Annotated in this window: 22 protein-coding genes; 11 read left to right on the top strand and 11 right to left on the bottom strand. The window is 70.9% G+C overall.

Annotated elements, in window-relative coordinates:
• Positions 1-31: 31 nt before the first annotated feature.
• Positions 32-583 carry a TetR family transcriptional regulator gene (locus ACQPXM_RS00225; protein ID WP_432943456.1) on the top strand — a complete coding sequence of 184 codons (552 nt, stop codon included), beginning with the start codon at positions 32-34 and terminating at the stop codon, positions 581-583.
• Between the two features lie 78 nt (positions 584-661).
• Here the strand turns inward: ACQPXM_RS00225 and ACQPXM_RS00220 are convergent, their stop codons facing one another.
• Both ACQPXM_RS00220 and ACQPXM_RS00215 read right to left on the bottom strand, forming a co-directional pair.
• Positions 662-1,405 carry a rhomboid family intramembrane serine protease gene (locus tag ACQPXM_RS00220; protein WP_432943454.1) on the bottom strand — a complete coding sequence of 248 codons (744 nt, stop codon included), beginning with the start codon at positions 1,403-1,405 and terminating at the stop codon, positions 662-664.
• A gap of 115 nt (positions 1,406-1,520) precedes the next feature.
• Positions 1,521-2,078 carry a peptidylprolyl isomerase gene (locus ACQPXM_RS00215; protein WP_432943452.1) on the bottom strand — a complete coding sequence of 186 codons (558 nt, stop codon included), beginning with the start codon at positions 2,076-2,078 and terminating at the stop codon, positions 1,521-1,523.
• 285 nt (positions 2,079-2,363) lie between these two features.
• Here ACQPXM_RS00215 and ACQPXM_RS00210 point away from each other — a divergent pair, with 285 nt between their 5' ends.
• Positions 2,364-3,227 (top strand): hypothetical protein, encoded by an 864-nt coding sequence (locus ACQPXM_RS00210; RefSeq protein WP_432943451.1) that lies wholly within the window; start codon positions 2,364-2,366, stop codon positions 3,225-3,227.
• Between the two features lie 64 nt (positions 3,228-3,291).
• Here ACQPXM_RS00210 and ACQPXM_RS00205 read toward each other — a convergent pair whose 3' ends face one another.
• Positions 3,292-3,663 (bottom strand): hypothetical protein, encoded by a 372-nt coding sequence (locus tag ACQPXM_RS00205; protein ID WP_432943449.1) that lies wholly within the window; start codon positions 3,661-3,663, stop codon positions 3,292-3,294.
• Positions 3,664-3,844: 181 nt separating this feature from the next.
• Positions 3,845-4,327: a methylated-DNA--[protein]-cysteine S-methyltransferase gene (locus ACQPXM_RS00200; RefSeq protein WP_432943447.1), complete on the bottom strand. Its 483-nt coding sequence runs from the start codon at positions 4,325-4,327 to the stop codon at positions 3,845-3,847.
• 160 nt (positions 4,328-4,487) lie between these two features.
• Between ACQPXM_RS00200 and ACQPXM_RS00195 the strand changes: the two genes are divergently transcribed.
• The 4 genes from ACQPXM_RS00195 (at position 4,488) to ACQPXM_RS00180 (ending at position 8,766) form a co-directional block, all read left to right on the top strand.
• Positions 4,488-5,342 carry a DUF4328 domain-containing protein gene (locus ACQPXM_RS00195; protein ID WP_432943445.1) on the top strand — a complete coding sequence of 285 codons (855 nt, stop codon included), beginning with the start codon at positions 4,488-4,490 and terminating at the stop codon, positions 5,340-5,342.
• Positions 5,343-5,547: 205 nt separating this feature from the next.
• Entirely contained in the window at positions 5,548-7,572 is a 2,025-nt protein-coding gene (locus ACQPXM_RS00190) for a DUF4328 domain-containing protein (RefSeq protein WP_432943444.1), read from the top strand.
• Between the two features lie 99 nt (positions 7,573-7,671).
• Positions 7,672-8,448 carry a sugar phosphate isomerase/epimerase family protein gene (locus tag ACQPXM_RS00185; protein ID WP_432943443.1) on the top strand — a complete coding sequence of 259 codons (777 nt, stop codon included), beginning with the start codon at positions 7,672-7,674 and terminating at the stop codon, positions 8,446-8,448.
• Positions 8,449-8,619: 171 nt separating this feature from the next.
• A complete protein-coding gene (locus ACQPXM_RS00180) occupies positions 8,620-8,766 on the top strand; it encodes a hypothetical protein (RefSeq protein WP_432943442.1) in 147 nt (48 codons plus the stop codon).
• 8 nt (positions 8,767-8,774) lie between these two features.
• Here the strand turns inward: ACQPXM_RS00180 and ACQPXM_RS00175 are convergent, their stop codons facing one another.
• Genes ACQPXM_RS00175 through ACQPXM_RS00165 form a run of 3 tightly spaced genes read right to left on the bottom strand, consistent with a single transcriptional unit; the run spans position 8,775 to position 12,793 of the window.
• Positions 8,775-9,809: an S-adenosylmethionine:tRNA ribosyltransferase-isomerase gene (locus tag ACQPXM_RS00175; RefSeq protein ID WP_432943441.1), complete on the bottom strand. Its 1,035-nt coding sequence runs from the start codon at positions 9,807-9,809 to the stop codon at positions 8,775-8,777.
• Positions 9,806-10,522, bottom strand: coding sequence for an SDR family NAD(P)-dependent oxidoreductase (locus tag ACQPXM_RS00170; protein ID WP_432943440.1), 717 nt, complete (start codon positions 10,520-10,522; stop codon positions 9,806-9,808). Before ACQPXM_RS00170 ends, ACQPXM_RS00175 begins: the two co-directional genes overlap by 4 nt.
• Positions 10,523-10,567: 45 nt before the next feature.
• A complete protein-coding gene (locus ACQPXM_RS00165) occupies positions 10,568-12,793 on the bottom strand; it encodes a discoidin domain-containing protein (protein WP_432943439.1) in 2,226 nt (741 codons plus the stop codon).
• A 123-nt stretch (positions 12,794-12,916) separates the two neighbouring features.
• Between ACQPXM_RS00165 and ACQPXM_RS00160 the strand changes: the two genes are divergently transcribed.
• Positions 12,917-15,133, top strand: a complete 2,217-nt coding sequence (locus ACQPXM_RS00160; RefSeq protein WP_432943438.1) for a PQQ-binding-like beta-propeller repeat protein — start codon at positions 12,917-12,919, stop codon at positions 15,131-15,133.
• A gap of 3 nt (positions 15,134-15,136) precedes the next feature.
• Here the strand turns inward: ACQPXM_RS00160 and ACQPXM_RS00155 are convergent, their stop codons facing one another.
• Entirely contained in the window at positions 15,137-16,702 is a 1,566-nt protein-coding gene (locus ACQPXM_RS00155) for an FAD-binding oxidoreductase (RefSeq protein ID WP_432943437.1), read from the bottom strand.
• 83 nt (positions 16,703-16,785) lie between these two features.
• Here ACQPXM_RS00155 and ACQPXM_RS00150 point away from each other — a divergent pair, with 83 nt between their 5' ends.
• The 3 genes from ACQPXM_RS00150 to ACQPXM_RS00140 all read left to right on the top strand — a co-directional run bounded on the left by ACQPXM_RS00150 (position 16,786) and on the right by ACQPXM_RS00140 (position 20,325).
• Positions 16,786-17,418 carry a TetR/AcrR family transcriptional regulator gene (locus ACQPXM_RS00150; protein WP_432943436.1) on the top strand — a complete coding sequence of 211 codons (633 nt, stop codon included), beginning with the start codon at positions 16,786-16,788 and terminating at the stop codon, positions 17,416-17,418.
• Entirely contained in the window at positions 17,415-18,956 is a 1,542-nt protein-coding gene (locus ACQPXM_RS00145; RefSeq protein WP_432943435.1) for a glycerol-3-phosphate dehydrogenase/oxidase, read from the top strand. The genes ACQPXM_RS00150 and ACQPXM_RS00145 overlap by 4 nt, the downstream gene beginning before the upstream one ends.
• 85 nt (positions 18,957-19,041) lie before the next feature.
• Positions 19,042-20,325, top strand: a complete 1,284-nt coding sequence (locus ACQPXM_RS00140; protein WP_432943434.1) for a DUF4328 domain-containing protein — start codon at positions 19,042-19,044, stop codon at positions 20,323-20,325.
• An 8-nt stretch (positions 20,326-20,333) separates the two neighbouring features.
• Here ACQPXM_RS00140 and ACQPXM_RS00135 read toward each other — a convergent pair whose 3' ends face one another.
• On the bottom strand, positions 20,334-21,044 hold the full coding sequence (locus tag ACQPXM_RS00135) for a protein phosphatase 2C domain-containing protein (RefSeq protein ID WP_432943433.1): 711 nt from the start codon (positions 21,042-21,044) through the stop codon (positions 20,334-20,336).
• 116 nt (positions 21,045-21,160) lie between these two features.
• Positions 21,161-22,099, bottom strand: a complete 939-nt coding sequence (locus tag ACQPXM_RS00130) for an NAD-dependent epimerase/dehydratase family protein (RefSeq protein ID WP_432943432.1) — start codon at positions 22,097-22,099, stop codon at positions 21,161-21,163.
• A 108-nt stretch (positions 22,100-22,207) separates the two neighbouring features.
• Between ACQPXM_RS00130 and ACQPXM_RS00125 the strand changes: the two genes are divergently transcribed.
• Complete coding sequence (locus ACQPXM_RS00125; RefSeq protein ID WP_432943431.1) at positions 22,208-22,819, top strand: pentapeptide repeat-containing protein; 612 nt, start codon at positions 22,208-22,210, stop codon at positions 22,817-22,819.
• Between the two features lie 100 nt (positions 22,820-22,919).
• Here the strand turns inward: ACQPXM_RS00125 and ACQPXM_RS00120 are convergent, their stop codons facing one another.
• On the bottom strand, positions 22,920-23,564 hold the full coding sequence (locus ACQPXM_RS00120; protein ID WP_432943430.1) for a VanZ family protein: 645 nt from the start codon (positions 23,562-23,564) through the stop codon (positions 22,920-22,922).
• Between the last annotated feature and the right edge of the window lie 206 nt (positions 23,565-23,770).

The raw sequence follows: 23,770 nt of genomic DNA, 5'->3' as shown, positions 1-23,770 counted from the left end.
AGTCAACACCTGTTGACCTAAGCTGCCGGTCATGCGGCGATCAGGCGACCAGACCAAGGCGGCGATCCTCAGCGCGGCGCGCGAACGCTTCGCCGCCGACGGCTACGAGCGGGCCACCATCCGCTCGATCGCGGCGGACGCGGCCACGGACCCGGCGCTGGTGATGCGCCACTTCGGCAACAAGGAGAAGCTCTTCGCCGCCGCCGCGGACTTCGACCTGCATCTGCCGGACCTGTCGACGCTGCCGCGCGACAAGCTCGGCGCCGCTCTGGTCGACCACTTCCTTCGCCGTTGGGAGGAGGACGACACCCTGCAGGCGCTGCTCCGGGCGGCAGTCACCAACGAGGCCGCGGCCGAGCGGATGCGGCAGATCTTCACCAGCCAACTGGCTGTCGCCGCCAAAGGCCTCGCCGACGACGCCGAGGTCCGGGCGAGTCTGGTCGCGTCGCAGACGCTTGGGCTGGGGCTGTGCCGTTACGTACTGAAACTGGGCCCGGTCGCCGAGATGCGGAGGGCAGCGGTCGTCGCCTGGCTCGCCCCTACGATCGAGCGCTACCTGACAGCGCCCGACCCGACCGCCTGACCGGCCGAGGCGGCCGCGCTGCCTGCGCCGACCTCCGGTCGGCCGGAAGCGGACCGGGCGCCGGCCCAGCGAGCGGTCTCAGGTGCGCGCGCGGCGGTTGCGGCGGCTCTTGGTCTCCTGCAGGAACAGCCAGGCCAGCGCCGCGCCGACGACGAAGCCGCCGAGGTGGCCCTGCCAGGAGATGTTCGGGAACGTGAACGAGATGACCGCGGTGATCGCCACGTAGGCGAGGATCCAGGTCACGTCCATGCCGCGCGCCTTGCTGATCACCAGCAGTGCTCCGACCAGTCCGAGCACGGCACCGGATGCCCCGAGCGTGGCGCCGATGGGGTTGCTCAGCATCCAGACGGCGACCCCACCGCCGAGGGCGGACGCGAAGTACAGCACCAGGAAGCGCACCCGGCCGAGCATCTGTTCCAGCGGGGGACCGACCTGGTAGAGCATGAACAGGTTCGAGAAGATGTGGAAGATCTGCAGGTGGGTGAACGCCGACGTGAGCAGGCGCCACGGCTCGGTGTCCACCAGCGCCGGGACCAGGACCAGGTCGTTGACCAGCCGGCTGTTGCTGCTGCGGACCGCGATGAACACCAGCACGTTGACCGCCAGCAGGGTCAGCGTGACGACCTGGGTGTTGCCCCGCGCGACCCCGCCGAGCGACGTCCGGGTCTTCGGCACCGACTTCACGCCCTCGTTGAAGCACGACGGGCACTGGAAGCCGACCGACGCCGTGTTCATGCAGGCCGGGCAGATCGGCTTCTCGCAGCGCTGGCAGCGCACGCCGGTGGGCCGATCCGGGTGCCGGTAGCAGACGGTCTCGGTCACGGCCTGATCCTCTCGGGTGGATCGTAAACAGATCACCGAAGCCACGAACGGCCGATCCGGAGATCGGCCGCCGTGGGCAACGAAACAGTGCTGACGTGCTGAGTGGTGCCGAAGGTCAGTTGGCGCGGGTCTCGATCTTCACGCTGTTGATCACGATCGGCTCGACCGGACGGTCGGCGGCACCGGTCTTCGCGGTGGCGATCGCGTCGACGACCTTCTTCGACTCGTCGTCGGCGACCTCACCGAAGATCGTGTGCTTGCGGTTCAGGTGCGGGGTCGGGACCACGGTGACGAAGAACTGCGAACCGTTGGTGCCGCGGCCGAACTGGATGCCCGCGTTCGCCATCGCCAGCAGGTACGGGCGGTCGAACTGCAGGTCCGGGTGGATCTCGTCGTCGAAGGCGTAACCCGGCGAGCCGGTGCCGGTGCCGAGCGGGCAGCCGCCCTGGATCATGAAGCCGTCTATCACCCGGTGGAAGCCGAGGCCGTCGTAGAACCGCTCGGTCTTCTTCTCACCGGTCTCCGGGTCGGTCCACTCCTGGGTGCCCTCCGCGAGGCCGACGAAGTTCTTCACCGTCTTCGGCGCGTGGTTGGGGAACAGCCTGATGACGACGTCGCCCTTCGTCGTCTGCAGGGTCGCGAACAGTTCTTCGGCCACGGGAGTACTCCTCATCGAATAGCAACTGACGCCCTCGATCCTGTCACGACGGATCAAGTTCGCCCCGACCGACCGGCCGGGAAAGCCCGCCGAGGCGGGCCGAACGGCCCGGGACAACGTTTGCCCACCGCTGCCGCCGCGATCCGGGCTGGACCCGCGCCCGGGACGACCGGTTTATCGGCTGGGTACGTCGTACGATGCGAATGCAGCCGGATTTGTCCAGAAGCCGTACCGGTCGTCCCACTCCGTCGCTGGGCCGGACCGAGCCCGCGCGGCGCGGGCGACCATCGAGGAGGAACCGTGGGTTTGTTGAAGTCCAAGGGCCGGGTCGAGACCGCGAAGGACCGGGTCCGGCCGCTCGCCGAATCGGCGTCGCAGAAGGTCGGACCGGTGGCGGGCCAGGTCCGCGACCACCTCGGGCCGGCCGTGGGCACCGCACGGGAGAAGGTGTCGCCGTACGCCGAGAAGGCCGTCGAGCGCGGCGCCTCGATCGCGCACACCGCGGTGGAGAAGGCCGGACCGGTGATCGACGACGCGCTGAGCAAGGTCGGACCGGCCACCGAGCACGCCGCCGAGAAGGCCCGTGAGCGGTTCAACGACGACCTGCTGCCGAAGGTGACCGCGGCGCTGGCCGCGCTGGCCGCGGCCGCGGAGCCGGTGGTCGAGGAGACGTCGCGCCGCGGCAAGGCGACCAAGGCCGCGCTGCGGGGCGAGCTCGAGGTCCCGAAGAAGACCCACAAGCTGCGCAACTTCGCGCTGCTGCTGGGCTTCGGCGCGCTGGCCGCCGCCGCCGTCCGCAAGCTGCTGACCCCGCCGGAACCGGCCTGGCAGTCGACCCCGACCAGCGGCCGCGACTACAGCTCGGCCCCGGCCGGTACGACGTCGCGCCCGACGCCGGCGGCGGACACGTCGGCGGCCGCGAAGTCCGACAGCACGACGGCGGCCACGAGCGGAACCGGGACGACCGCGACGACCGGGACGACCGGCACCGCGAAGCCGGAGACCGCGACCTCGAACGGCAAGGCCGAGGCCGGCACGACCGACGACGCGAAGTCCGACGAGACCAAGGCCGCGTCGAACGGCACCGCCAAGAAGGCCGCCCCGTCGGCCCGCAAGCCGGCCGGCGGCGGGAGCACGGACAGCGGCAAGCCGTCCGGCTCCTGACTGTTTCCGCAACGGCGAAGGCCGCGAACCCCGACGGGTTCGCGGCCTTCGTGCTGTCCGGGCCTCAGTTCCTGGGATCGTCGCGCGGGTCGTCGGCGAAGACGTCTGCGTCGTCGTACTCGTCGTTCGGGCCGCGGGTGGTGGAGATCCGGCCGGCCGACAGCAGTTGCGTCGCGTACCGGTGGGTGATGCACGGGTAGGTCGCGCCGCAGTGCAGACAGACGGCGTCGTTGCGGTGCAGCCACGGCAGGACCCCGAACCGTTTCATCCTGGTCAGCGGCTCCCGGTCCGGCGCGTGCAACTGGAGCGCCTCCCGGGCGGCGTTCTGGATCTCCGGCGCCGACCACTCCTCGGCACTCTTGTCCATCAACGCGTGCAGGTCCGGGTGGAGCGGGTCGCCTGTGGTGACCGGGCGATCGGCAGGGGAGTGGCTCATCGTTCGTCTCCGGGCTGAAGGTCGGGGCGGCGGGTCCGGACCGGACACACTGGAACGATTGTCTGAAGCGTGTCAGTCCGGTCGCTCCGAGCGACCTTAGCCGTTCCGAGGGGTGGTTCGGCCACCGCCCGGCGGTACTCCTGAGTAAGGGTTCGGTCAGGTCTGGCCGGGCCGGGCGCTGTCAGCTCCAGAGGTTCTCGAAGGCGACGCGCGCCTCGAGCTCCAGCAGATGCCGCTTGCGGGGGATGCCGCCACCGAAGCCGACCATCTTGCCGCCCGCGCCGACCACCCGGTGACAGGGCACGACCAGCGGCAGGGGATTGCGGTTGCAGGCGACGCCGACCGCGCGGGCCGCGCCCGGGTCGCCGACCGCCTTGGCGACGTCGCCGTAGGTCTGCATCTCGCCGTACGGGATGCGGGTCAGCTGCTGCCAGACCGCGCGCTCGAAAGCCGACCCGCCGCGCACCGACAACGGCAGGTCGAAGTCGGTCCGCTCCCCGGCGAAGTAGGCCTTGAGCTGCTCCTGGGTCTCGGTCAGCAGCGGATCGGGCGCGGTGACCGGCTCGATCCCCTCGACCACGCCGAACGACACCCGGCACAGCCCGGTGTCGTCGACGGCCAGGGACAGGTCACCGATGGGCGAATCGATCACGGACCAGCGCATGACTCCATCCTCCGCTCTGGCACCGACAGTTTTCGAGCGGCCGAACGCCCGGCAGAATGGACCGCGCAGCGTGACGCCGGCCACACAATGTTCTGGCTTCGTCACGGTGTGTGTGCTATTTCTGAGTCGCCCGCTTTCCACTTGGCAGCGAGGGGTGTCCGTGTCCAACCAGACCCCTGGCCCCGATCTGCCCCGCTACCTGCCCGGCACCTACCGCTCCAGCACCCCACCGACGTACCCGCAGTACGGCGTACCGGAGGCCGGTGGGGCACATCCGATGCCGAAGCGACCGCCGCAGCCGCCGCTCGATCGGTGGTTCACGTCGGAGCACGCGATGGGCCTGGCGGCCTCGATCATGATCGGCGTGGTCACGGTGATGAGCTGGGCCACCGCCTGGTCGGACTGGAACTCCTACCGCACCCTGCGCCGGTACGGCGGCGACCCGAGCCGGATGGACGACGCCGACCTGATCTCCGGATTGTTCGGCATCATCGCCGCGCTGGCGCTGTTCGTCGCGGCCGTGGTCTTCGTCGTCTGGCTGTGGCGGGTCCGCTGGAACGCCGAGATGTTCTGCCGCGGCGAGCACCGCTACACCCGCGGCTGGGTGCTCGGCGGCTGGATCGTCCCGGTGGTCAACCTCTGGTACCCCAAGCAGGTCGTCGACGACATCGTCGCGGCCAGCGATCCGCGCACGCCTCCGCACATCCCGACCCTGAGCGGCATCCCCGGCACCCGGCTGGTCTGGGCCTGGTGGCTGACCTGGGTGGTCGGGCTGGTGCTCGACAACATCGGTCAGCGCAGCGTGCTGGACGGCGTACCGCAGCTCGGCGAACTGCGGCAGAACGCCTGGATGGCGACCGTCTCGGCGGTCAGCACGACGGCCGCGGCGGTGCTCGCCATGCTGCTGATCCAGCGGATCAACGACCTGCAGACCCAGCGGCCGTGGACCCCGTGGTGGGCGATCGACCCGGCCGGCGGCGGGGCGAACGGCGGCCCCGGGAATCCTGCGTCGTAAACCAACCCGTCACGCACCGTCGGCTGGGTCGTTACAAGTGGTGATGTCCGTTGGAAAAGAACTCGTTAAGTCGATACCCTCCGTGCTGGGCTCGACTCCCCACGGGTACTTACTTCGTGGTATCAATGGGGCTCGGTCACGCGGGGGCAGGATTCGACCGAAACGCCGAACAGACGGAGTTCCAGCAACGCGAGGGACGCACGACGTGAGCCACCCGCAAACGGCGGTCTTTTCCGCTGTCGAGAGCAACGACGAGTGGCAGCCGCATGCTGCTGAGGAGTTCCAGCAGGTCGGCACCGTCGGCAAGATCGCGATCGGTCTGCTCGGCGCCTCCACCGTCACCCATCTGCTGTCCACCTGGTCGGACTGGAACACCTACGGTGTGGTCAACCAGTACCTGGGCGGCGGGCTGAACGTCGACGACGCCGACCTGAACCGGGCCGACACCATCTCCAGGCTCACCTCGATCCCGAACGTGATCGTCTCGGTCGCCGCCGCCGTCGTCTTCGTGATCTGGCTGTGGCGCGCGCGGGTGAACTCCGAGGTGTTCTGCCAGGCCGACCACCGCCGCAGCCACGGCTGGGTGCTGGCCAGCTGGTTCTGCCCCGGACCGAACCTGATCTACCCCAAGCAGATCGTGGACGACGTCTGGCTGGCCAGCGATCCGAAGACCCCCGTGTATGCCGACGACCTGCGCCGATTCAGGCCACCGCTGCTGACCCAGGTGTGGTGGATCACCTGGGTCGGCGCGCTGGCGTTCGACGTGGTGGTGCGCCGGTTCCTGATGTGGATGGACCCGACCGTCGGCACGCTGCGCGGCATCGCGCTGGCCGGCACGGCGTCGCTGCTGCTGACCGCGGCGGCCGCGGTCGGCGGCACGCTGGTGATCCGCAAGATCAACGCCATGCAGACCGGCCGCGAGTGGATCCCGTGGTGGGACCAGCGCGAGCCGAAGCTGACCGCCGTCCCGACGTACGCCGACGACGACACCTCCGAGCAGCCGCCGATCACCGAGCCGATCGCGGCGCCGGCCCTGCGCCTGGAGCGCTCGCCGGAGCGGCAGACCGGCTACAACCAGCCCCCGAACCAGTACGACGCCCCGGCCACGAGCAGTCCGCTCGGCTCCGGGCCCGGTCTGGCCGGCGGATCGCCGTTCGCGGCGCCCGCGGCGAGTGCGCCCGCCGAGGACGAGGCACCCGCGTGGAGCCCGTTCGCGCCGGTCGTGGAGACCTGGCAGGACGCCGGCCCGGCGACCGAGCAGTTCAGCCCGGTCGAGACCTGGCGCGACGAGCCGGGCCGGGTCGAGGAGGCCACCCCGTCGTACCAGCAGACCGCGTCCGGCCTGGAGCTGCCGAGCTGGGCGAGCACCACGAGCTACAGCTCCACCGACGACGACCTGCTGTCGGCTCCGCTGCCGAGCTGGCAGGCCGAGACGGTCGCGCCGCCGACGCTGTCCGCGACGCAGCCCGACCCGTACTCGTACCAGCCCGAGCCCACCCCGGCGCCCGAGCCGGAGCAGCCGTCCTGGGCGTCGACGTACGCGCAGGGCTACTCCTACGAGACCACGTCCGACTACCTGACCTCGTCGGCGCCGATCCCCGCGCCCGAGCCGGAGCCCGCACCCGTTGCGCGCGCTGGTCGCCGGGCCGCTCGGGTCGCGGTGGACAGCCCGTCGACGGTCCAGCCCGCGGCGCCGGTCTTCCAGGAGCCGGCCTTCCAGTCGCCGGCCGCGGACGACGACTATCTGACTCCCTCGAAGCCGCTGCCCCCGGTCCCGTCGTACGGGCCGGAGCCGAGCGAGCCGAGCTACGCCCCGGAGCCGACCTACGCGGCGTACGACGCCCCGGCGGTGCCGACCAGCTACGAGACCGCCTACACCCCGGACTACAGCTCGTCGTACACGGAGTCGACCTACTCGGACTACAGCTCCTCCTACGCGCCGGCCGAGCCGTCGTACGAGTCGTACAGCTCGACCTACGACTCCTACAGCGCGGGCTCGTCGGCGAGCAGCTACTCCGACACGAACTACGACTACAGCCCGAACTACGCGCCCGAGTCGTACGCGCCGGACTCCGGCTCGACCGAGCACTCCCAGCCGGCCGAGTCGCCGTACCAGCAGACGCCGTACTCGTACGAGCCCGCGGAGCCGCCGGCCGGTCAGCCGGCCGACGCCGAGGACACCGGCGAGCACAGCGCCCCGAGAACTCACCCCCGCCGCCGCTGGGTCTGACCCAGCCCCCGGCCCTCCCCGAGAGGCCTGGTCCCGTGCCCGGGATCAGGCCTCTTTTCCGGCCTGCACGGAAAGCGCTTGCACGTTAGGGTTGGTGAGATGACCCTGGCTTTCTCCACGCTCGGCTGCGCCGGCGATCCGCTCGAGACCGTCCTGGACCTCGCGAAGGCGAACGATTGCTCGGGCCTCGAGCTGCGCGCCGCCGACGAAGAGTTCACCCACATCGGACTGACCCCTGTGGAACGCCGCACCCTGCGGAGCCGGATCGAGGACGCCGGGCTGGAGATCCTCGCTGTCGACAGCTACGTGCACCTGTGCGGTGTCGAGGAGCAGCCGCTCACCGAGCACCTGGAGCTCGCGCACGACCTCGGCGCCCGCGGCGTCCGGGTGTTCATGCGCGACGACCCGAAGGACGACGACGCCCCGGCCGACTCGCCGACGCCCGGCGAGCTCCGCGCGATGGACCGGGTCCAGCAGGCGTCCACCGAGGTCAGCGTGCTGCTGGAGACCCACGACACGCACTCGTCCGGCCGCAGCCTCGCCGGCTTCTGCGGGTTGCTCGACCGCGAGGTCCCGAGCCACAACGCGAGGGTGATCTGGGACGCCGCGCACACCCGGCGGACCGGCGAGACCCCAGCCGAGTCGCTCGAGCTGCTGCGACCCTGGCTGGAGTTCGTCCAGATCAAGGACCACGACTCCGGGCAGGACTTCAAGCCGGTCCGGATCGGCGCCGGCGACTATCCGATCGGCGACCTGCTGCGCGCCCTGGACGGCACGGACTACCAGCTCTCGCTGGAATGGGAACGCAAGTGGCACGCCGAGCTTCCGCCGCTGGCGGAGGCACTGCCCGCCACGCGCGCCTGGATCGCCAGGTAGGAGTGCCGTTCAAAATCGAACTAATTGGCCTAGGCCACAATTGGGAATCAGTTGTGCCTCGACGCATGACGGCGGGCACTGGTCACTCGTCAAACAGACGAAGTCCCGACGGGGGACCTTGTACGTAAGGACATTCGCGATGAGCGCTACGAGCGTGCGGCGGTGGTTCCGGTGAGTCCGCGGGCGGTGGACAAGCGGGCCCGGCCGGGCAACGAAGGCGGAACGCCCGCCACGGAACCCGCTGCCGATCTGACCGGCGTCGGCCAGGCAGAAGAGATCGTCACCGCCGGGGATCCGGTGGAGGCCGACCGCACCTGACCCGGCCGTCAGCCGCGCAGCATCAGGCAGACGTCGCCGAACTCGTGCCACAGGTAGTGCTGCTCCAGCGCCGCGTCGTACGCCTGCTGGACAACGGCACCGCCGACGACGGACTCCAGCAGGAGCAGGTGGGACGCCTCGGGCGCGTGCATGCCGGTGATCAGCCCGTCCACGACCACGGCCGGCCGGTCCGGGCCGAGGACCAGGTCGGTCCAGCCCCTGGCCGCCGCGACAGATCCGTCAGGTCGCGCCGCCGACTCGATCGCGCGCACCGCCGTCGTGCCGACGGCGATCACCCTGCCGCCGTTGGCCTTCACCCAGTTGACGAGCCGCGCGGTGGTCTCGGATACGGCGTACCGCTCGGGCAGGGGTGGTTCGTGGCTCTCCAGTGACGACACTCCGCAGTGCAGCAGGATCGGCGCGATCAGTACGCCGGCCGCCGCCAGCTGGCTGACCAGCTCGAAGCTGAACGGCCTGCCCGCGCTCGGCATCTCCGCCGAGCCGGGCTGGTTGGCGAACACGGTTTCGTAGAACCCGAGCGGCCACTGCCGATCGACGTACTTGTAGGTGATCGGCCGCCCGTGCTTCCGCAGGTACTCGACCACATCGGCTGCCGGGGGCTGAGCCCGCCACAACCGTGTCGAGCCCGGCTGGTACGGCCCCAGGAGCGTCAGTACGCCGTCCGGCAGCTCCACCTGATCACCGGTCGACGCGTCGAGCATCGGCGATCCACCGCTGCGCAGCTCGACCACCCAGGTCCCGTCGTCCAGCGCAGTCGAGAAGTGCACCACCACGGGCCTCACAACGGCGCCAGTCACCCACGACCCCGCGACGGCCGCGGCCAAGGTGCCGGACGTGTTCACCAGCAACAGATCGCCCGGCCGCAGGTGCTCCCCGATCCGGTCGAACCGGGTGTGCTTCACGGTCGACCCCTCCGCGACCAGAAGCTTCACCTGATCCCGGGCCAGGCCGCGAGCCTCCGGCGGCTCGACCGCGTTCAGCTCGTCGGGCAGCGTGAATCTGGTCTGTGGATGCACTTTCACGACGTCACCGCCGGTGCGAACTCGGCCGCCCGGTAACGACCACTCGCCGGCCGGCTGTCCAGCAACCCGAGCAACGCCGGTACGACGGTCGCCGGCTCGGGCCGGTCGGAGATGTCCTCGCCGGGGAAGGCGGCCTGGTGCATCGCGGTCCGCAGGTCGCCGGGATCGACGGCGTACACGGCGAGCTCGGGATGCTCCGCGGCGAGCACCGCGCTCGCGTGGTCCAGCGCGGCCTTCGCCGAGCCGTACCCGCCCCAGCCTTCGTAGGCCTCGACGGCGGCGTCGGAGCTGATGTTCAGCACGACACCCGAGGCCTTGCCCAGTTCGGGAATCAGCGCCTGGGTCAACGCGATCGGCGCGATCACGTCGACTTCGTACACCCGGCGGAGCTCCTGCAGGTCGGCGTCGGCCAACCGCTGCAGGGGACTCGGCCCGAGGTAACTCGCGTTGTTCACCAGCAGATCCAGCCGGCCGAGCTCACCCACCGCCTCGACCAGGTCGGCGCGGTGCTCGGCGTCGGTCACATCGCCGGCCAGGGGAACCACATCGGTGGTCGCGGCCAGCGTGTCGGCCGCGTCCTTGAGCGCGTCGGCGCCGCGGGCGTCGATGATCAGCGCCCAGCCGCGCTCGGCCAGGCCTTGGGCCAAAGCCAGCCCGAGCCCGGCCGAGGCGCCGGTGACCAGAGCAACGGGACGATTCTGTGAAGGAGTCATGCCCGCCACTCTCATCGTTCAAGTGGACTTGAGGTCAACCCCCGGTCAGGACGGGTAGATCTCGTACTCCGACAGTTGCCCGGCGGGCCAGCCGGTGTTGGCGGTGAAGGTGAGACGGACGTAGCGGGCGCCGACCGCGGTGGGCAGGGCGATCGTGGCGGTGTTGCCGGTCCCTGGGTCGAACGTGCGACCGGCCGCCCCCGCGAGTTGGGTGTACGCCGATCCGGTGGTGCTGCCGTGCACCGCGATGGTCTGCGTGCGAGTCGCCCACGCCGAACTCGGCGGGAGTTTCAGGACCAGGCGCTTGACGTTCTGGGTGCTGCCGAGGTCGACGGTGAGCGACTGCGGCCAGGCGTTGTTCGCGCTTTCCCAATAGCTGTTGGGGTTTCCGTCCACGGTGTTGGCCGGCGGGTAGCTCTGCAACTGACTGGTCGCGGTGACCGGCTTGCCTGCCGCGAGGTTGCCGGTCGGCGGGCCGGGGTCGGTGCCGCCGCCGCTGCCGGGCTCGACCCAGGAGCAACCGCTCCACGTCGAGTCCCAGCCGCTGTTGCCGGCACCGCGGTTCAGCGCGAACGTCCCGCTGGGATAGGCGCAGTTGTAGACGCCCGCACGTCCGACTCCGGTGGCCCGGACGTTGCTGACCGTCGCCGATCCGGTCGTCTCGGCCTGGAACGCGAACGTCCCGGCGCCTTCGATCGACCCGCCGTCGACGACCACGTTCTGCACTGCCCGTCCGGCTCCACCACCGTCGACGAACTGGTACGCCGACCACGGGCTGGCAACCAACCGGTTGTTTGTCAGTCTGACCTGCGCGTTGATCGGGCTGTCGTACGCGTCGACCCGGATCGCCCCGTGCGGATGGTTCTGGCCCCAGTTCGGGTTCATCGACCCGGTCCGGATCAGGGTGTTGCCGGAGACGGTGATCGTCCCGGCCAGCGGGAAGAACGGCGACCCGAAGGACTGGTTCGAGATCGCGATACCGCCGCCGAGCGGGTTGGTGTCCTGGATCAGGTTGTCCCGGACCGTCAGGTCGGTGCCGCCGTAGATCGCGATGCCGTTCGCCAGGTTCGGCTGCACGATCGTGTTGTTGGCGAACACCGAACTCCGGTTGGCCGCGTGCAGCGACCAGGCGGCCAGCGCGTCGTCGCCGGTGTTGCGCAGGTAGTTGTTCCGCACCTGCGCGTTGTACGCCGTCCCGTTCAGGTTCAGGCCGTCGGCGGTGAGGTCGTAGAAGCGGTTGTTCTCGACCACCAGGTTGTCGTTGTTGCCGGTCAGCCAGAGCCCGACCTTGAGGTGCTGCAGCCACAGGCCGGAGACCACCGAGTTGGGGCCGAGGCTGCCGTTGACGAAGTTGTCCGGCGAGTAGTCGTTGCGTTCGGTCACCTCGCCGATCACCGCGAAGTCGTGCAGCCGCACGTTGCCGCCGCCGTTCGGGCGGTCGATCAGGTGGTGGCTGAGCAGCGTCGAGTGCCAGCGCCCGGCGCCGCGGATCGTCACGCCGTCGGGGTTGATCGTGCCGCCGACCTTGAACCGGCCCGGCGGGATCCAGACCACGCCGCCGGAGCCGCGGGCCGCGTCGATCGCCTGCTGGATCGCGCCCGTGGAGTCGTTGGCGCCGTTCGGGTCGGCGCCGCGGTCGGTGATCGAGATCGAGCCGGCGGGCTGACCGGCCGGGCCGGCGACGTTCTCGAACTCGACGTCGTCGATCGTGTACGGGCCGGCGGTGTTCTCGCCGTCGACCTGCAGCTTGACTTTCGCGCCGGCGTTCACGGTCCGGCCGAGTTGCAGCCGCGCGTGGTCGTACAGCTTGTGAGTGCGCGACCCGGCGATCCAGCTGGTGTCGAGATAGCTGTACTTCGACGTGACGGCGAGCTGCTGGGACAGCTTCTGGCCGTCGGCATAGACCGACAGGCTGCCGGAACGGCCATCCGGAACGGCGTACGCGACGGTGATCGCGTTGGTGGTGGCCGGCGCCGTGAACTCGACGTACTGGCCGCCGTTCAGCGTGACGGCCTGGCGGTTCGAGGCTTCGGCGGCGAGCGTGCCCTGGGTGTAGCCGGGGCCGATCTTGCTGCCGTTGGTGGCCGAGTTCTCGGCCTCGACGATGGTGAAGGGCAGCGACGCGCCGACGGCCTGGACGGCGGTCGGCGTGGCGGGAGCAGCGACGGCGGGCGAGAAACCGATCGCCGCTACCGCGGAAGTCGCGGTGAGGGCCAGCGCGGTGATCCGGCGGCCGAGATGCTTGGGGGCGGGATGTCTGGGGGCGGACATGAGAGGGCACCTTCCTCGGGGGCGGAGGGGAGGAATTTCGCCACACCCTAAGGATTGGAACAACCTTCTGCAATAGTTCGACTGCTTTGCGCAACTTATCGACAGGTCCGGAGTGCTGCCACTATGACGTGGGTGACGGGGCTACGTGAGCGGTGGAACGACCTCCTGCCGGGCGCGGCCGCGCTGGCCGACGACCTGGTCGCGCGCTACCGGGCCGACGACCGGCGGGCCTACCGCGAGCAGTACCTGCAGGGAGTCCTGGACGCGCTCGGCGTCCTGGACCAGCTCAGCACCGACCCGACCGCGGTCTACCTCGCCGCCTGGTTCCACCGCGCTGTGCACGAGCCCGGAGGCCGACCGGCCGCCGATGCCGAAGCGTCCGCCGTACTGGCTGAGCAGGAGCTTCCGTCGTACGGCGTGACCTCGACCCGGACCGCCGAGGTCGCGCGGCTGGTCCGGCTGACCGGTACCCCGGCGCCTCCCGACGCCGGCCCGAACGCCGACGTCCTGCTCGACGCCGTCAACGCCACGCTTGCCGGCCCGGACTACGCGGTGCACGCCGCCGAGCTCCGCCGGGACGGCGACGATCGCGAGACGACCGTCAAGCAGCGTCACGCCGCGGTCCGCGAACTGCTCGACGGACCGATCTACCGCACCCAACTCGGCCGCGACCGGTACGCCGCGGCCGCGCGCGCCAATCTCGCCCGGGAGCTCGCGCTCCTGGACGCCGAGATCCCCGCGCCCTGGCGTGGGTGGCGCCGCGCGGCGTTGATCGGCGTCGCCGCGGTCAGCCCACTGGTCGCTGCGTTCGCCTCGTTCGCCGCGACGGACGCACCGTGGCAGTCGTCGATCCGCGCGGAATCGGCCTGGCGGCCCGGATTGCTGTGTCTGCTCGCACTCGTCGCGGCCCCGCTGCTGTTCGTCGGCGCGCGGCGCAGCGACCGATGGGCCAGGATCGGTACGGGCCTGGTGACGGTGGCCGCAGCGGCTGGACTGGTCGTCGCGATCGTCCTGATCCCGGACCACACCGCGTCGAACGGGCCCGGTGAACGGGTTCCACTGGTCGTTGCCTCACTCGTCCTGTTGCTGCTCGGCGGCCTCGCCGCGTTCGTCTCAGCCTCGCTGACCGGACCGCTCCCGGCGCCCAACCGGGGTCAGGTTCTGGCCGGCGTCACGGCGGCCGCACTGGTCGTCGCCGCCACCGTCTTCGTCGCGGCCCCGGTCGGTCGGGAGTACGTGCTGAGCGCGAACGAGCGGGTCACCGGGACGACCGCCCCCGAAGCCGCGGCGCTGCGGTCGGAACTCACCGGGCGGATCGCCTGGGAGAGCCCGGCCAGCTCGCTCCGGGCCGAGGCCGTCGGACTCCCGACCCGCTACGGCATCGCCATCGCACGGCAGACCGGCTCGGTCGAGCTGCTCGCCCCAGGGACCGGCGACGTGTTGTGGCGCTACTCCCGCGCCGACTCCGACGACCGCCCCGAGCTGTCCGTCACGGGCGGCGGCCGGTTCGTGCTCGCGGAGTTCGACGACGTCGGCTATCTCCTGCTCGACGCGGCCACCGGTCACCGCGCGGCGGCCTGGCCGCACGGCACGCGGGACCACACGCTCGAGAACGCCGATCCGCTGCTCACCGGAGAGCAGGTTTCCAAGGGGTCGGACAAGTTGCGCGGCGTGAACGACGACGGTGAGGCGCGCTGGACCTTCGAGCCCGGGCGCTGCACCAGCATCACCGCCACCGCCACGGCGGACACGGTGCTCACGTTCCTCAACCGCAGCTGTGGTGACGCGACGGACGAGATGACCGCGCTGGATCTCGAGACCGGCAAGCAGTTGTGGTCCCGGCCGGCGGACTGGGTCGGCGACTCCGAAGTGACGGTCGACGACCTGGTGATCGGTGTGGAAGCGCGCTCCGGCTCCCGGGGAACTCTGGTCGCGCTCGAGGCACGCAGCGGGGAGGTCGCCTGGCGCTGGCCGCTTCCGGCGGCCTGGAGCTGCAACAGCAAGGTGGTCGCGGCAGGCTCGCAGGTGGTACTGCTGAACTGTCCGTCCGCAGCGAGCAGATCGACCGCGGTGGTCGCCACCGTCGTCGACGCCCGGACCGGCGAACTCGCCTGGCAGCAGACGGTTCCCGGCTTCATCGGGAAGGACGTCGCGATCACCACCGACGCGCGGGTCGTCTGGCTCCAGGACACCGGCAGGGCGTGCGAGCTGATGGTGCTCGGCCAGACCGGTCAGCGCCGGGTCACGCTGCCGGAGGGCGTCGTGTGCCGGCGCGGCGTTCACGCGGCCGGCAACCAGCTCTTGGTGTCCGGAGAGAACGCGGTCATCGCCCTGCGGTGAACCTCACGCCTCCGGCAGCAGGATGCCCGGATTGAGAACGTTGCCTGGATCAACGACTCGCTTGACCGCGCGCAGGCTCTCGATCGCGAGCGCTCCGACCTCGGCGGCGTACGCGTCGCGGTGATCGGTGCCCACGCCGTGGTGGTGCGTGATCGTTCCGCCGGCCGCGGCGATCGCCGTACTGGCTGCCGCTTTCGCCTGCCGCCATTGATGGATCGGGTCGGCGGACTGGGCGCAGACGACGGTGAAGTAGAGCGAAGCGCCGGTCTCGTAGACGTGCGAGACGTGACACAGGACCAACGGCGGCGTGCCTTGTGCGCCAAGCGAGTTCGTCAACGCTTCGGTCACGGCCGTCTTGAGCGCCGGCAGCTTCGACCAGAATCCGGCGGTCTCCAGCGTCTCCACCAGCGCGCCTTCGTCGAGCAGCGGATCACGCAGGTACGGCGGGCGGTACCGGCCCTTGCGCCACGTCTCGCCGGGACCCTCGCCGAGGCACTCGCCACCAGCCGCGGCGAGCACTTCGGCCACGGCGGCACGGCGCACGGCGGTTGCCGTGCCTTCGAAGCCGACGACCACCTGGACGCCGCTCGCGGCGCCGAGCACGTCGGGATCGGCCAGGTTGACCGCCGTCTCGGCCTCGTCGGACAGCCGCAGCACGGTCGGCAGCGGTCCGTCCTGCGCGAGCCGTCGTACGGCGTCGAGTCCCTGCGCGAAGCTGCCGAACCGCCAGCCCTCGAAGAACCGCTCGACCGGACGCGGCCGGGTCCGCACCACGACCGAGGTGATGATCCCGAGCGCGCCCTCCGACCCGAGCCAGAGCTGCCGGAGGTCGGGCCCTGCCGCGGACATCGGCGCCCGGCCCAGCTCGACGGTCCCGCGCGGTGTCGCCACTGTCAGGCCGACCACCATCTGGTCGAACCGGCCGTAGCCCGCCGACGACTGCCCGCTCGACCGCGTCGCGGCGTACCCGCCGATCGACGCGCCTTCGTAGGACTGCGGGAAGTGGCCGAGCGTGTATCCCCGCGCGGCCAGCGCCGCCTCCGCTGCTGTGCCGCGCATCCCGGCCTGCAGCCGTGCCGTCCGGGAGATTTCGTCGAGTTCGCTCAGCTGGTCGAGACGGCGCAGATCCACCGCCACGAACGGTCTGGTCGGCGCCAGCCCGCCCACGACCGACGTTCCACCGGCGTACGGGACGACCGCGAGGCCCAGCTCGGTGCACAGCTCGAGCAGCCGCAGCACGTCGTCGTGCGATCCCGGGTAGACCACGGCCTCCGGCATGTCCGACTGGTCGCCGGCCCGGAAACGCAGGAGATCGGGCGTGGAGTAGCCGCGAGTGTGTGCCCAGCGCGTCTCGCCGTCGACCTTCACGTGCTCGGCGCCGAGCAGGTCGGCCAAGGCCTCCGGAACTCGTCCGTCGGCGGGAGGCTCTTTCTGCTCGGCTGTGACGGGCCGTCGGACGCCGAGGTGCTGGAGGGCTGCGAGCGCCGCCTCGGGTACGTCGACCGGCTGGGCCGGGTCGCCCCAGCGACCGGGCGTGAGTTGCACCACCGGCAGGTCGGACTCGGTCATTCGGAACTCCCCAAAGGTGGTGATCGGAGGTACCGTCCGACTGTTCCGGCACCTCACGAGTCGCTGATACACTCTGACGCGTGATGTCTCAGCGTAGCAGCGACCTGGAATCCACTCCTTCCGCGCGGCCCACCCCGGCGAACGCGATCGGCGAGGAGCGGATCCTCGACGCGGCGTACGAGCTGCTGCTCGCGATCGGGATGCGCCGGATGACGATGGCCGACATCGCCCGGCACGCCGAAGTCTCCCGCGCGACCCTCTACCGCCGCTGGCCGAACGTGCAGGCCGTGGTCGCCGCGCTGATGACGCGGGAGTGGACCACCGCGCTGATGTCGGCCTTCCAGCCCGACGCCGTCGACGGACGGTCGCGGCTGGTCGAAGGCGTCGTCGAGGTGGTCGGCAAGACCAGGACGCACCCGTTGATGCGCAAGATCATCGAGCTCGACCCCGAGTTCCTCACGCCGTACCTGCTGGAGCGGCGGGGCAGCAGCACGGTCGCACACCTCGCGCTGGTCGCCGAGGGCATCAAGGCCGGTCAGGCCGACGGGTCGATCCGGGCCGGCGATCCCGACTGGCTGTCCCGGCAGATCATCCTGGTCTCGCTGGCCTCGGCGGTCTCCGGGCCGGTGCTCGCCAGTCACGAGGAGTATCCCCGCCTCGACGAGGAGCTGCGCGCGATGCTGACCCGCTACCTGGTGCCGGACCCACCGTCATGATCTCGGTCGGCAACTCCAGCCTGAACGCCGCTCGCCGGACCAAGGAGCTCGACTGGCTCGACACCCGGCAGCAGGTCGACGTGCTGGTCGTCGGCGGCGGGGTGACCGGTGCCGGCGTCGCGCTCGACGCGGCCGCCCGCGGTCTGACCGTCGCCCTGGTGGAGAAGCACGACCTCGCCTTCGGCACCAGCCGGTGGAGCTCGAAGCTGGTGCACGGCGGCCTGCGGTACCTGATCTCCGGCCACGTCGGCATCGCCTACGAGAGCGCGGTCGAGCGCGGCATCCTGATGAAGACCACCGCGCCACATCTGGTCCACCCGATCCCGCAGGTCGCGCCTTGGTTGCCTGAGGCAAGATTCATGCAGGCCGCTCTGATCCGCTCGGCCTTCCTGGGCGGCGACGTACTGCGCACCGCCGCGCACACCAGCGACGACTACCTGCCGCACTCCCGCCGGGTCAGCTCGGCCGAGGTCCTGCGCTACGCACCCACCGTCCGGCCGCACGGTCTGCGCGGCGGCTTCCTGACCTGGGACGGCCAGCTGTACGACGACGCCCGGCTGGTCGTCGCGATCGCCCGGACCGCCGCCCTGTACGGCGCGCGCGTGCTGACCCGCTGTTCCGCCGAACAGGTGACCGGCAGTGGCGCGGTCGTGGTCGACCAGCTGAGCGGCCGCCGGATCGACGTGGCGGCGCGGATGGTGATCAACGCCGCCGGGATCTGGGCCGGTCAGGTCGCGACCGGGATCAAGCTGCGGCCGAGTCGCGGCACGCACCTGGTGCTGCCGCAGTCCGTCTTCGGTGATCTGTCGGCGGTGCTCACGGTGCCGGTCCCGGGGGAGCCGCGCCGGGTGGTGATGGCCATCCCGGCTCCGGACGGCCGGGTCTACGTCGGACTGACCGACGAGGACGCGCCCGGCCCGGTCAGCGACGTACCGCAGGCCAGCGACGCCGAGATCGACTTCCTGCTCGGCACGATCAGCGGGGCCGTGCGCCAGCCGATCACCCGGACCGACCTGATCGGCACGTACGCCGGGCTGCGCCCGCTGCTCGACACCGGGCACCACCGCGGCGAGGACAAGACCGCCGACATCTCCCGGCGGCACGCGGTGATCACCGCCCCGGACGGGCTGGTCACGATCGTGGGCGGCAAGCTGACGACGTACCGCAGGATGGCGCAGGACGCGCTCGACGCCGCGCTGAAACAGGCGTCGGTCGAGGTCCGCCGGCCCTGCCTAACGCATCGCATCCCGCTCGTCGGCGCGGCCGACCGGGCCCGGCTCGCGACGGTCCGGGCGCCGGCCCGCTTCGTCCAGCGGTACGGCGTGGAGGCACCGGACGTGATCGCCGGGGATCCGGCGTTGCTGGAGCCGGTCGCGCCGGGGCTTGCGACGACGCACGCGGAGCTGCGGTTCGCCGTCCGGCATGAGGGGGCGCTGGACGAGGGCGACGTGCTCGACCGGCGGACCAGATTGGGGCTGTCGGCAGCTGATCGCGAGCTGGCGCTGCCGGCGGTGCGCGCCGCGTTCGCGTCGGTCTGATCGGCTGTTGGCCTGTGGACAACGGTGGGACGGTCCCTGCGCTGCGATAGCTTGTTGGTAGCGGCGACCTGGGGAGGTGGGGATCGTGAGTCAGCCGTATCCAGGTCAGGGTCCGTACCCCGGCAGTCACCCGCAGAACGTGGGCCAGTTCCCCGGTGGGCCTCCGAGTCCCCCGGCGAAGTACCGGCCGCTGCGCCGGCTCGCGCTGGTCGCCGTCGCGCTGATGGCGGGGACCGCGGTGGTCAGCGTCGTCCAGACCATCCTGCTGTGGAACTCGTACGAGGACGTGAAGCGGCTGGTCTACGGGCTGCTGTCCGAGGACGAGTTCGAGCGGGGTGCCGAGGCCGTCGTCGGGGCCGGTCCGCTGCTCGACATGCTCGGGTACCTGTTCGCCGCGGCCGGGATCGTCGTCGTGATCTGGCTCTGGCAGGCCCGGGAGAACACCGAGATCCTCAAGCCGCCGTTCGCCGCCACGTACCAGGGCGGCTACGGCAGCGGCCACGGCGCGCACCGGCACTCCTCGGGCTGGACGGTCGGCGCATGGCTCTGCCCGGTGGTCCAGTTCTGGTATCCGCTGCAGATCGTCGAGGACATCGTTCGCGCCAGCGAACCACCGAACCAGCCGGGCGTCGCGCGTTCCGGCGGGATCCGCGGGCTGCTCTACGGGTGGTGGGCCGCGTGGGTCGGCTTCTGCGTGGTGGCGGTCGGCGGCGGTTTGTTCGCGGTGATCAGCTTCGTCACCTGGCTGGTCCGGCTCGTCGACCGCGCCGACGCGGCTCGCGCGACCGGCGACTACGTCGACATCTACGACTTGCAGGACTATCTGGTCCGGCTGGCGCTCGGGGTCAACATCGCCTTCACTGTCGGCACGGTGCTGCTGATCACGGCCGGCATCACGTTCGCGCTCCTGCTGCTGCGGATCAGCAGCTGGCACGACGAGCGCAGCCCGCAGTCCGGCGTACCGCTCGGGCCGACGCTGCCGGCGAACTCGCCGTCGTACCTGCCGCCGAGGGACAGCACGCCGCAGTACGCTCCCCGGCCGGGTCAGGCTCTCCCGACCCCTGGCGGGCCTCGCCCGCAGGACGGCGCAGGTCCCGGATACCCCGGCGCGGGTGCACCGGGCGGCCAGGGACCTGGCTTCTACGGTCCTGGGGGATACCAGCCGCCGGCTTCCGGTGCTCAGCCTCCACGCCCAGCCGGTCCGTACGGTCCCGGCGGGTACGGCGGCACCACCGGCTCGAGCCCCAACGGCCCGGGCCCGACCCGGCCGAACGACACGGTTCCGCCCGCACCGCGCGCGGAACCTCCGCGATCGCCATGGCCCACGCGGGAGTCCGGGCCACCTGAGTACCCAGCCGGCTCGCGCTGACGCAGCGGTCAGCGGAGGCGGCCGAGCACGGCGGTCGCGTCGTCGTGGCGCTTGCCCCGGAAGCTGCCGTCCGCCGCCGCGACGTCGTACGTCCGGACCCGGTCGATCAGCTCCCGCGGCCCGTGCGCCTCCAGCACCGCGATCAGCTCTTCCCACGTGTGCCCGTACCGCTCGGCGAACCGCGACGCCCCGTCGGTCATCGCCGCGAACGCCGCCACCTCGCCGCGTCCCGTCGTACCGGAGACCGCCTCGTACGCCGCCTTCGGCTCGGTACTCGCCACCCAGAATCCGCCCGGCTGGTTCCGCGCCTTCCGGACCGCCTCCAGCGTGTACTCCGGCAGGTAGTCGATCCGGTCGTCGGCGATCGTCGTCACCCGTCCGTCCGGCGCGCGGAGCACCACCGGCGAGTCCGCCAGCACGAGATGCTCGACCGTATCGGCTCCCACCCGCACCATCGCGACCGTCGACGACGGACTGTCCGGATTGGTCAGATCGCACGTCCCACCGTGCACGTCTCCGACACCGACGATCGCCTCCGCGAGCACATCGGCCAGCGAGGCCCTGGACCGCCCGATCAGCGGAGCGGCCAACCGCGTCCCGAGCTGCCTGACCAACCACGTCACGTCGTGCCGGCAGCCCGAGTCCACCCCAGCCGGCGCTGTGGCCCCGTCGAGCACGATCACGAAGTCCGGCCCGGTGACCACCAGGTCCTCGTTCACTCCCACGAGCCGATCAGGAGCGCCCTCACACACCGACGAGATGTCCACAGGCCCATTCAACCCGGGCGGTGTTCCCGCCCTCTGTACCGGTTGCCGGCGGCCACCAAGCGGTTTTCTTAAGCGTGCGCCTGCTGAGACGTCGCCAGCTCCTGCTCGCGCACGGCCCACGTATCGGCCAGCGACTCGTCGAGCGGAATCCGGCAGCTCCAGCCGAGCGTCTTCTCGATCAGGCGCGTGTCCGCCTGCTGCCACGGGACCGCGTCCGCCGACGACCCGGCCCGACGCGCGCGGCCCGTCTCCTCGGCCACCGTCGCCCCCGTCCCGCTGAGCTCGAGCAGCCGCTGCACGACATCCCGCGCCCGCGCCGCCCGCCCGGATCCGACGTTGAGCACCGGAGGCAGCTGCTCGTCCGCGACTGCCACGGCGACCACGGCTTCGGCGACGTCCCGGACGTCGACGAAGTCACGCCAGGCGTCCAGCGACCCCAGCTGCAACGTGTCGGTCGCTTGGACCTCCCGCACCACCCGTCCGAGCAGCGTGCTCGCCGGTGAGCCCGGACCACAGAGGTCGAACGACCGGAGCACGACCGCATCGGCGCCGTTGCGCCGCGTCCGCAAGACCAGCTCCGACCCGGCCAGCTTGGTGTACCCGTACGCCGTCTCCGGCCGGGGCTCGGACTGCTCGTCCTGGCTGGTGCCGCGCGGCGCGGCGCCGTACTCGGCGGCAGAGCCGATCTGGACGAAGCGCGCGTTGTTGGCGGTGCGCTGCATCGCCGACAGCAACGCTTCGACCGCGACCACGTTGCCGCGGGTCAGCGCGACCGGGTCACCCTCGGTGGTGGCGGCCGCGTTCACGATCACCGTCGGCTTGTACATCGACAGCAGCGCGTCGAGGGCATAGCAGTGCCCGGTGGCCAGGTCGAACCGCTGATGCGGCTCACCCGTGCTCCGAGTCATCCCGCGGTGCTCGATCCCGCGCTCGGTCAGCAGCGCGCAGATCCGGGCTCCGAGGAAGCCGCCGGCGCCGAACACCATCACCCGCTCCGATCCGGTCACCAGGCTCATCTTGCCCGCTTTGCTTGTCGATCCCGGAAACGTTGTCCGTCGAGGTCGTCACAATGCTGAGTACGAGGACCCGCACCGCGGGACCGAGAGGAGACTGCTGTGGCCGACCGCCTGCACGGGCGCCGAGCGCCCGCGACCGAGTCCACCGTCCGGGACTGGGACGACGCCGACCCGTCCGGCCAGACCTATACCCGGGTGCTGTTCCTGGACTGTGACATGACCGAGATAGTGAACGCCGGCGGCGTGTTCGAGGAGTGCACGTTCCGCGGCGTGCGGTTCAACGCCTCGACCCACACCGACGCGGCGTTCGTGAACTGCACGTTCGTCCGCTGCTCGTTCTTCGACACCACGCTGACCCGCTGCAAGCTGATGGGCAGCTTTTTCGACGACTGCACCTACAACCTGCTGAAGGCCGAAGGCGGCGACTGGTCGTTCACCGGCCTGCCCGGCGCGGACCTGCGCGGCGTCGAGCTGACCGGCACCAAGCTGCGCGAGGCCGACCTGACCGGTCTGCGCGCCGCCAAGGCCACCCTGCGCAACGTCGATCTGTCCGGCGCGATGCTGCAGCGCGCCGATCTGACCGGGGCCGACCTGCGCGGCTCGGACCTTTCATCGCTCGATCCGCTCACCGTGCAACTCCGCGGTGCGATCATCGATCTGCCCCAGGCGATGACCGTCGCCGAGTCGCTGGGGCTCGACGTGCGCCCGTAAGTGGGGACGACGCGAAAGTTATCCCCCGATTCGTCCACAACCTGTGGATAACTTCGTACTCTCCGTGGCGGAGTGCACCGTGGCATCGCTGACCGGTGACTCAGCGCAGCCGAGCGACCGGCCGGAGCCGATCGGATCGCAACAGCATCGCGGGCCGGCCGCTGAGATCGGTACGACGGTGCCGCGCCGCCCGCCGACCGCGAACTGCCAGTACCGCCGCGTGTTCCACGACGTACTCCGGTCTGGTCAGGGGCCGGATCCGGAGCAGCGTTTGCAATCCTGCGACGAGCCCGACGCCGACGAACGCGCCGAAGGTGTTCGCGATCAGATCGTGCAGTTGGCAGGACCGGCCGAGCTGGGGAACCAGCGCCTGGACGGCCTCGACGGCGGCCGACAGGCCGATGCCCGCCGCGATCCCGTCGGCCGGACGGCCGCTCGCGAGCGTCAGCAGGCCCGCCGCCGGGACGAAGAGCAGCACGTTGAGCAGCCCCTGGATCGAGGTGAGCCCGCCGGTCGTCGTCAGGTGCGTGCCGCACGCGCCGAGCCCGCCGAGACCGTGCGGCGTCGGGCTGAGCGTCGCCGCCAGCACGAGCGCGAACCCGGCCGGCAGCGACAGCGACGCCAGCCGGGAAAGCAGCGGGTCGGCGCGCCGCCGTACCGCCGAGACGGCGATCGGGATCGCCATCCCGGTCAGAACGAGCCACGTGTCCAGCAGGTGCGGGATACCGCGATAGGTCTCGAGCACGTATCCGGATCCTCCGTCGTCGACCGGCCCACGCGCGCCCGACTGGACCCCGCGCGATTCACAACGTCAGTGGTTCATTCCGAAACTTTCCTCATCAGACGATCAGGCGACCGCTCACCCGCTCGCCAGCCCCCTCCGGACATCTGCACGCACCCGCAAGCAAACGGTGGTGACCTCGTGACAATCCGTAGCCGAACCGTCACGCC

It is taken from the genome of Kribbella sp. CA-253562 (genome assembly GCF_050942265.1).
Taxonomy (GTDB): domain Bacteria; phylum Actinomycetota; class Actinomycetes; order Propionibacteriales; family Kribbellaceae; genus Kribbella.
Note: the sequence above shows the minus strand (reverse complement) of the source record. Positions and strands in the feature narration are given on the sequence as shown.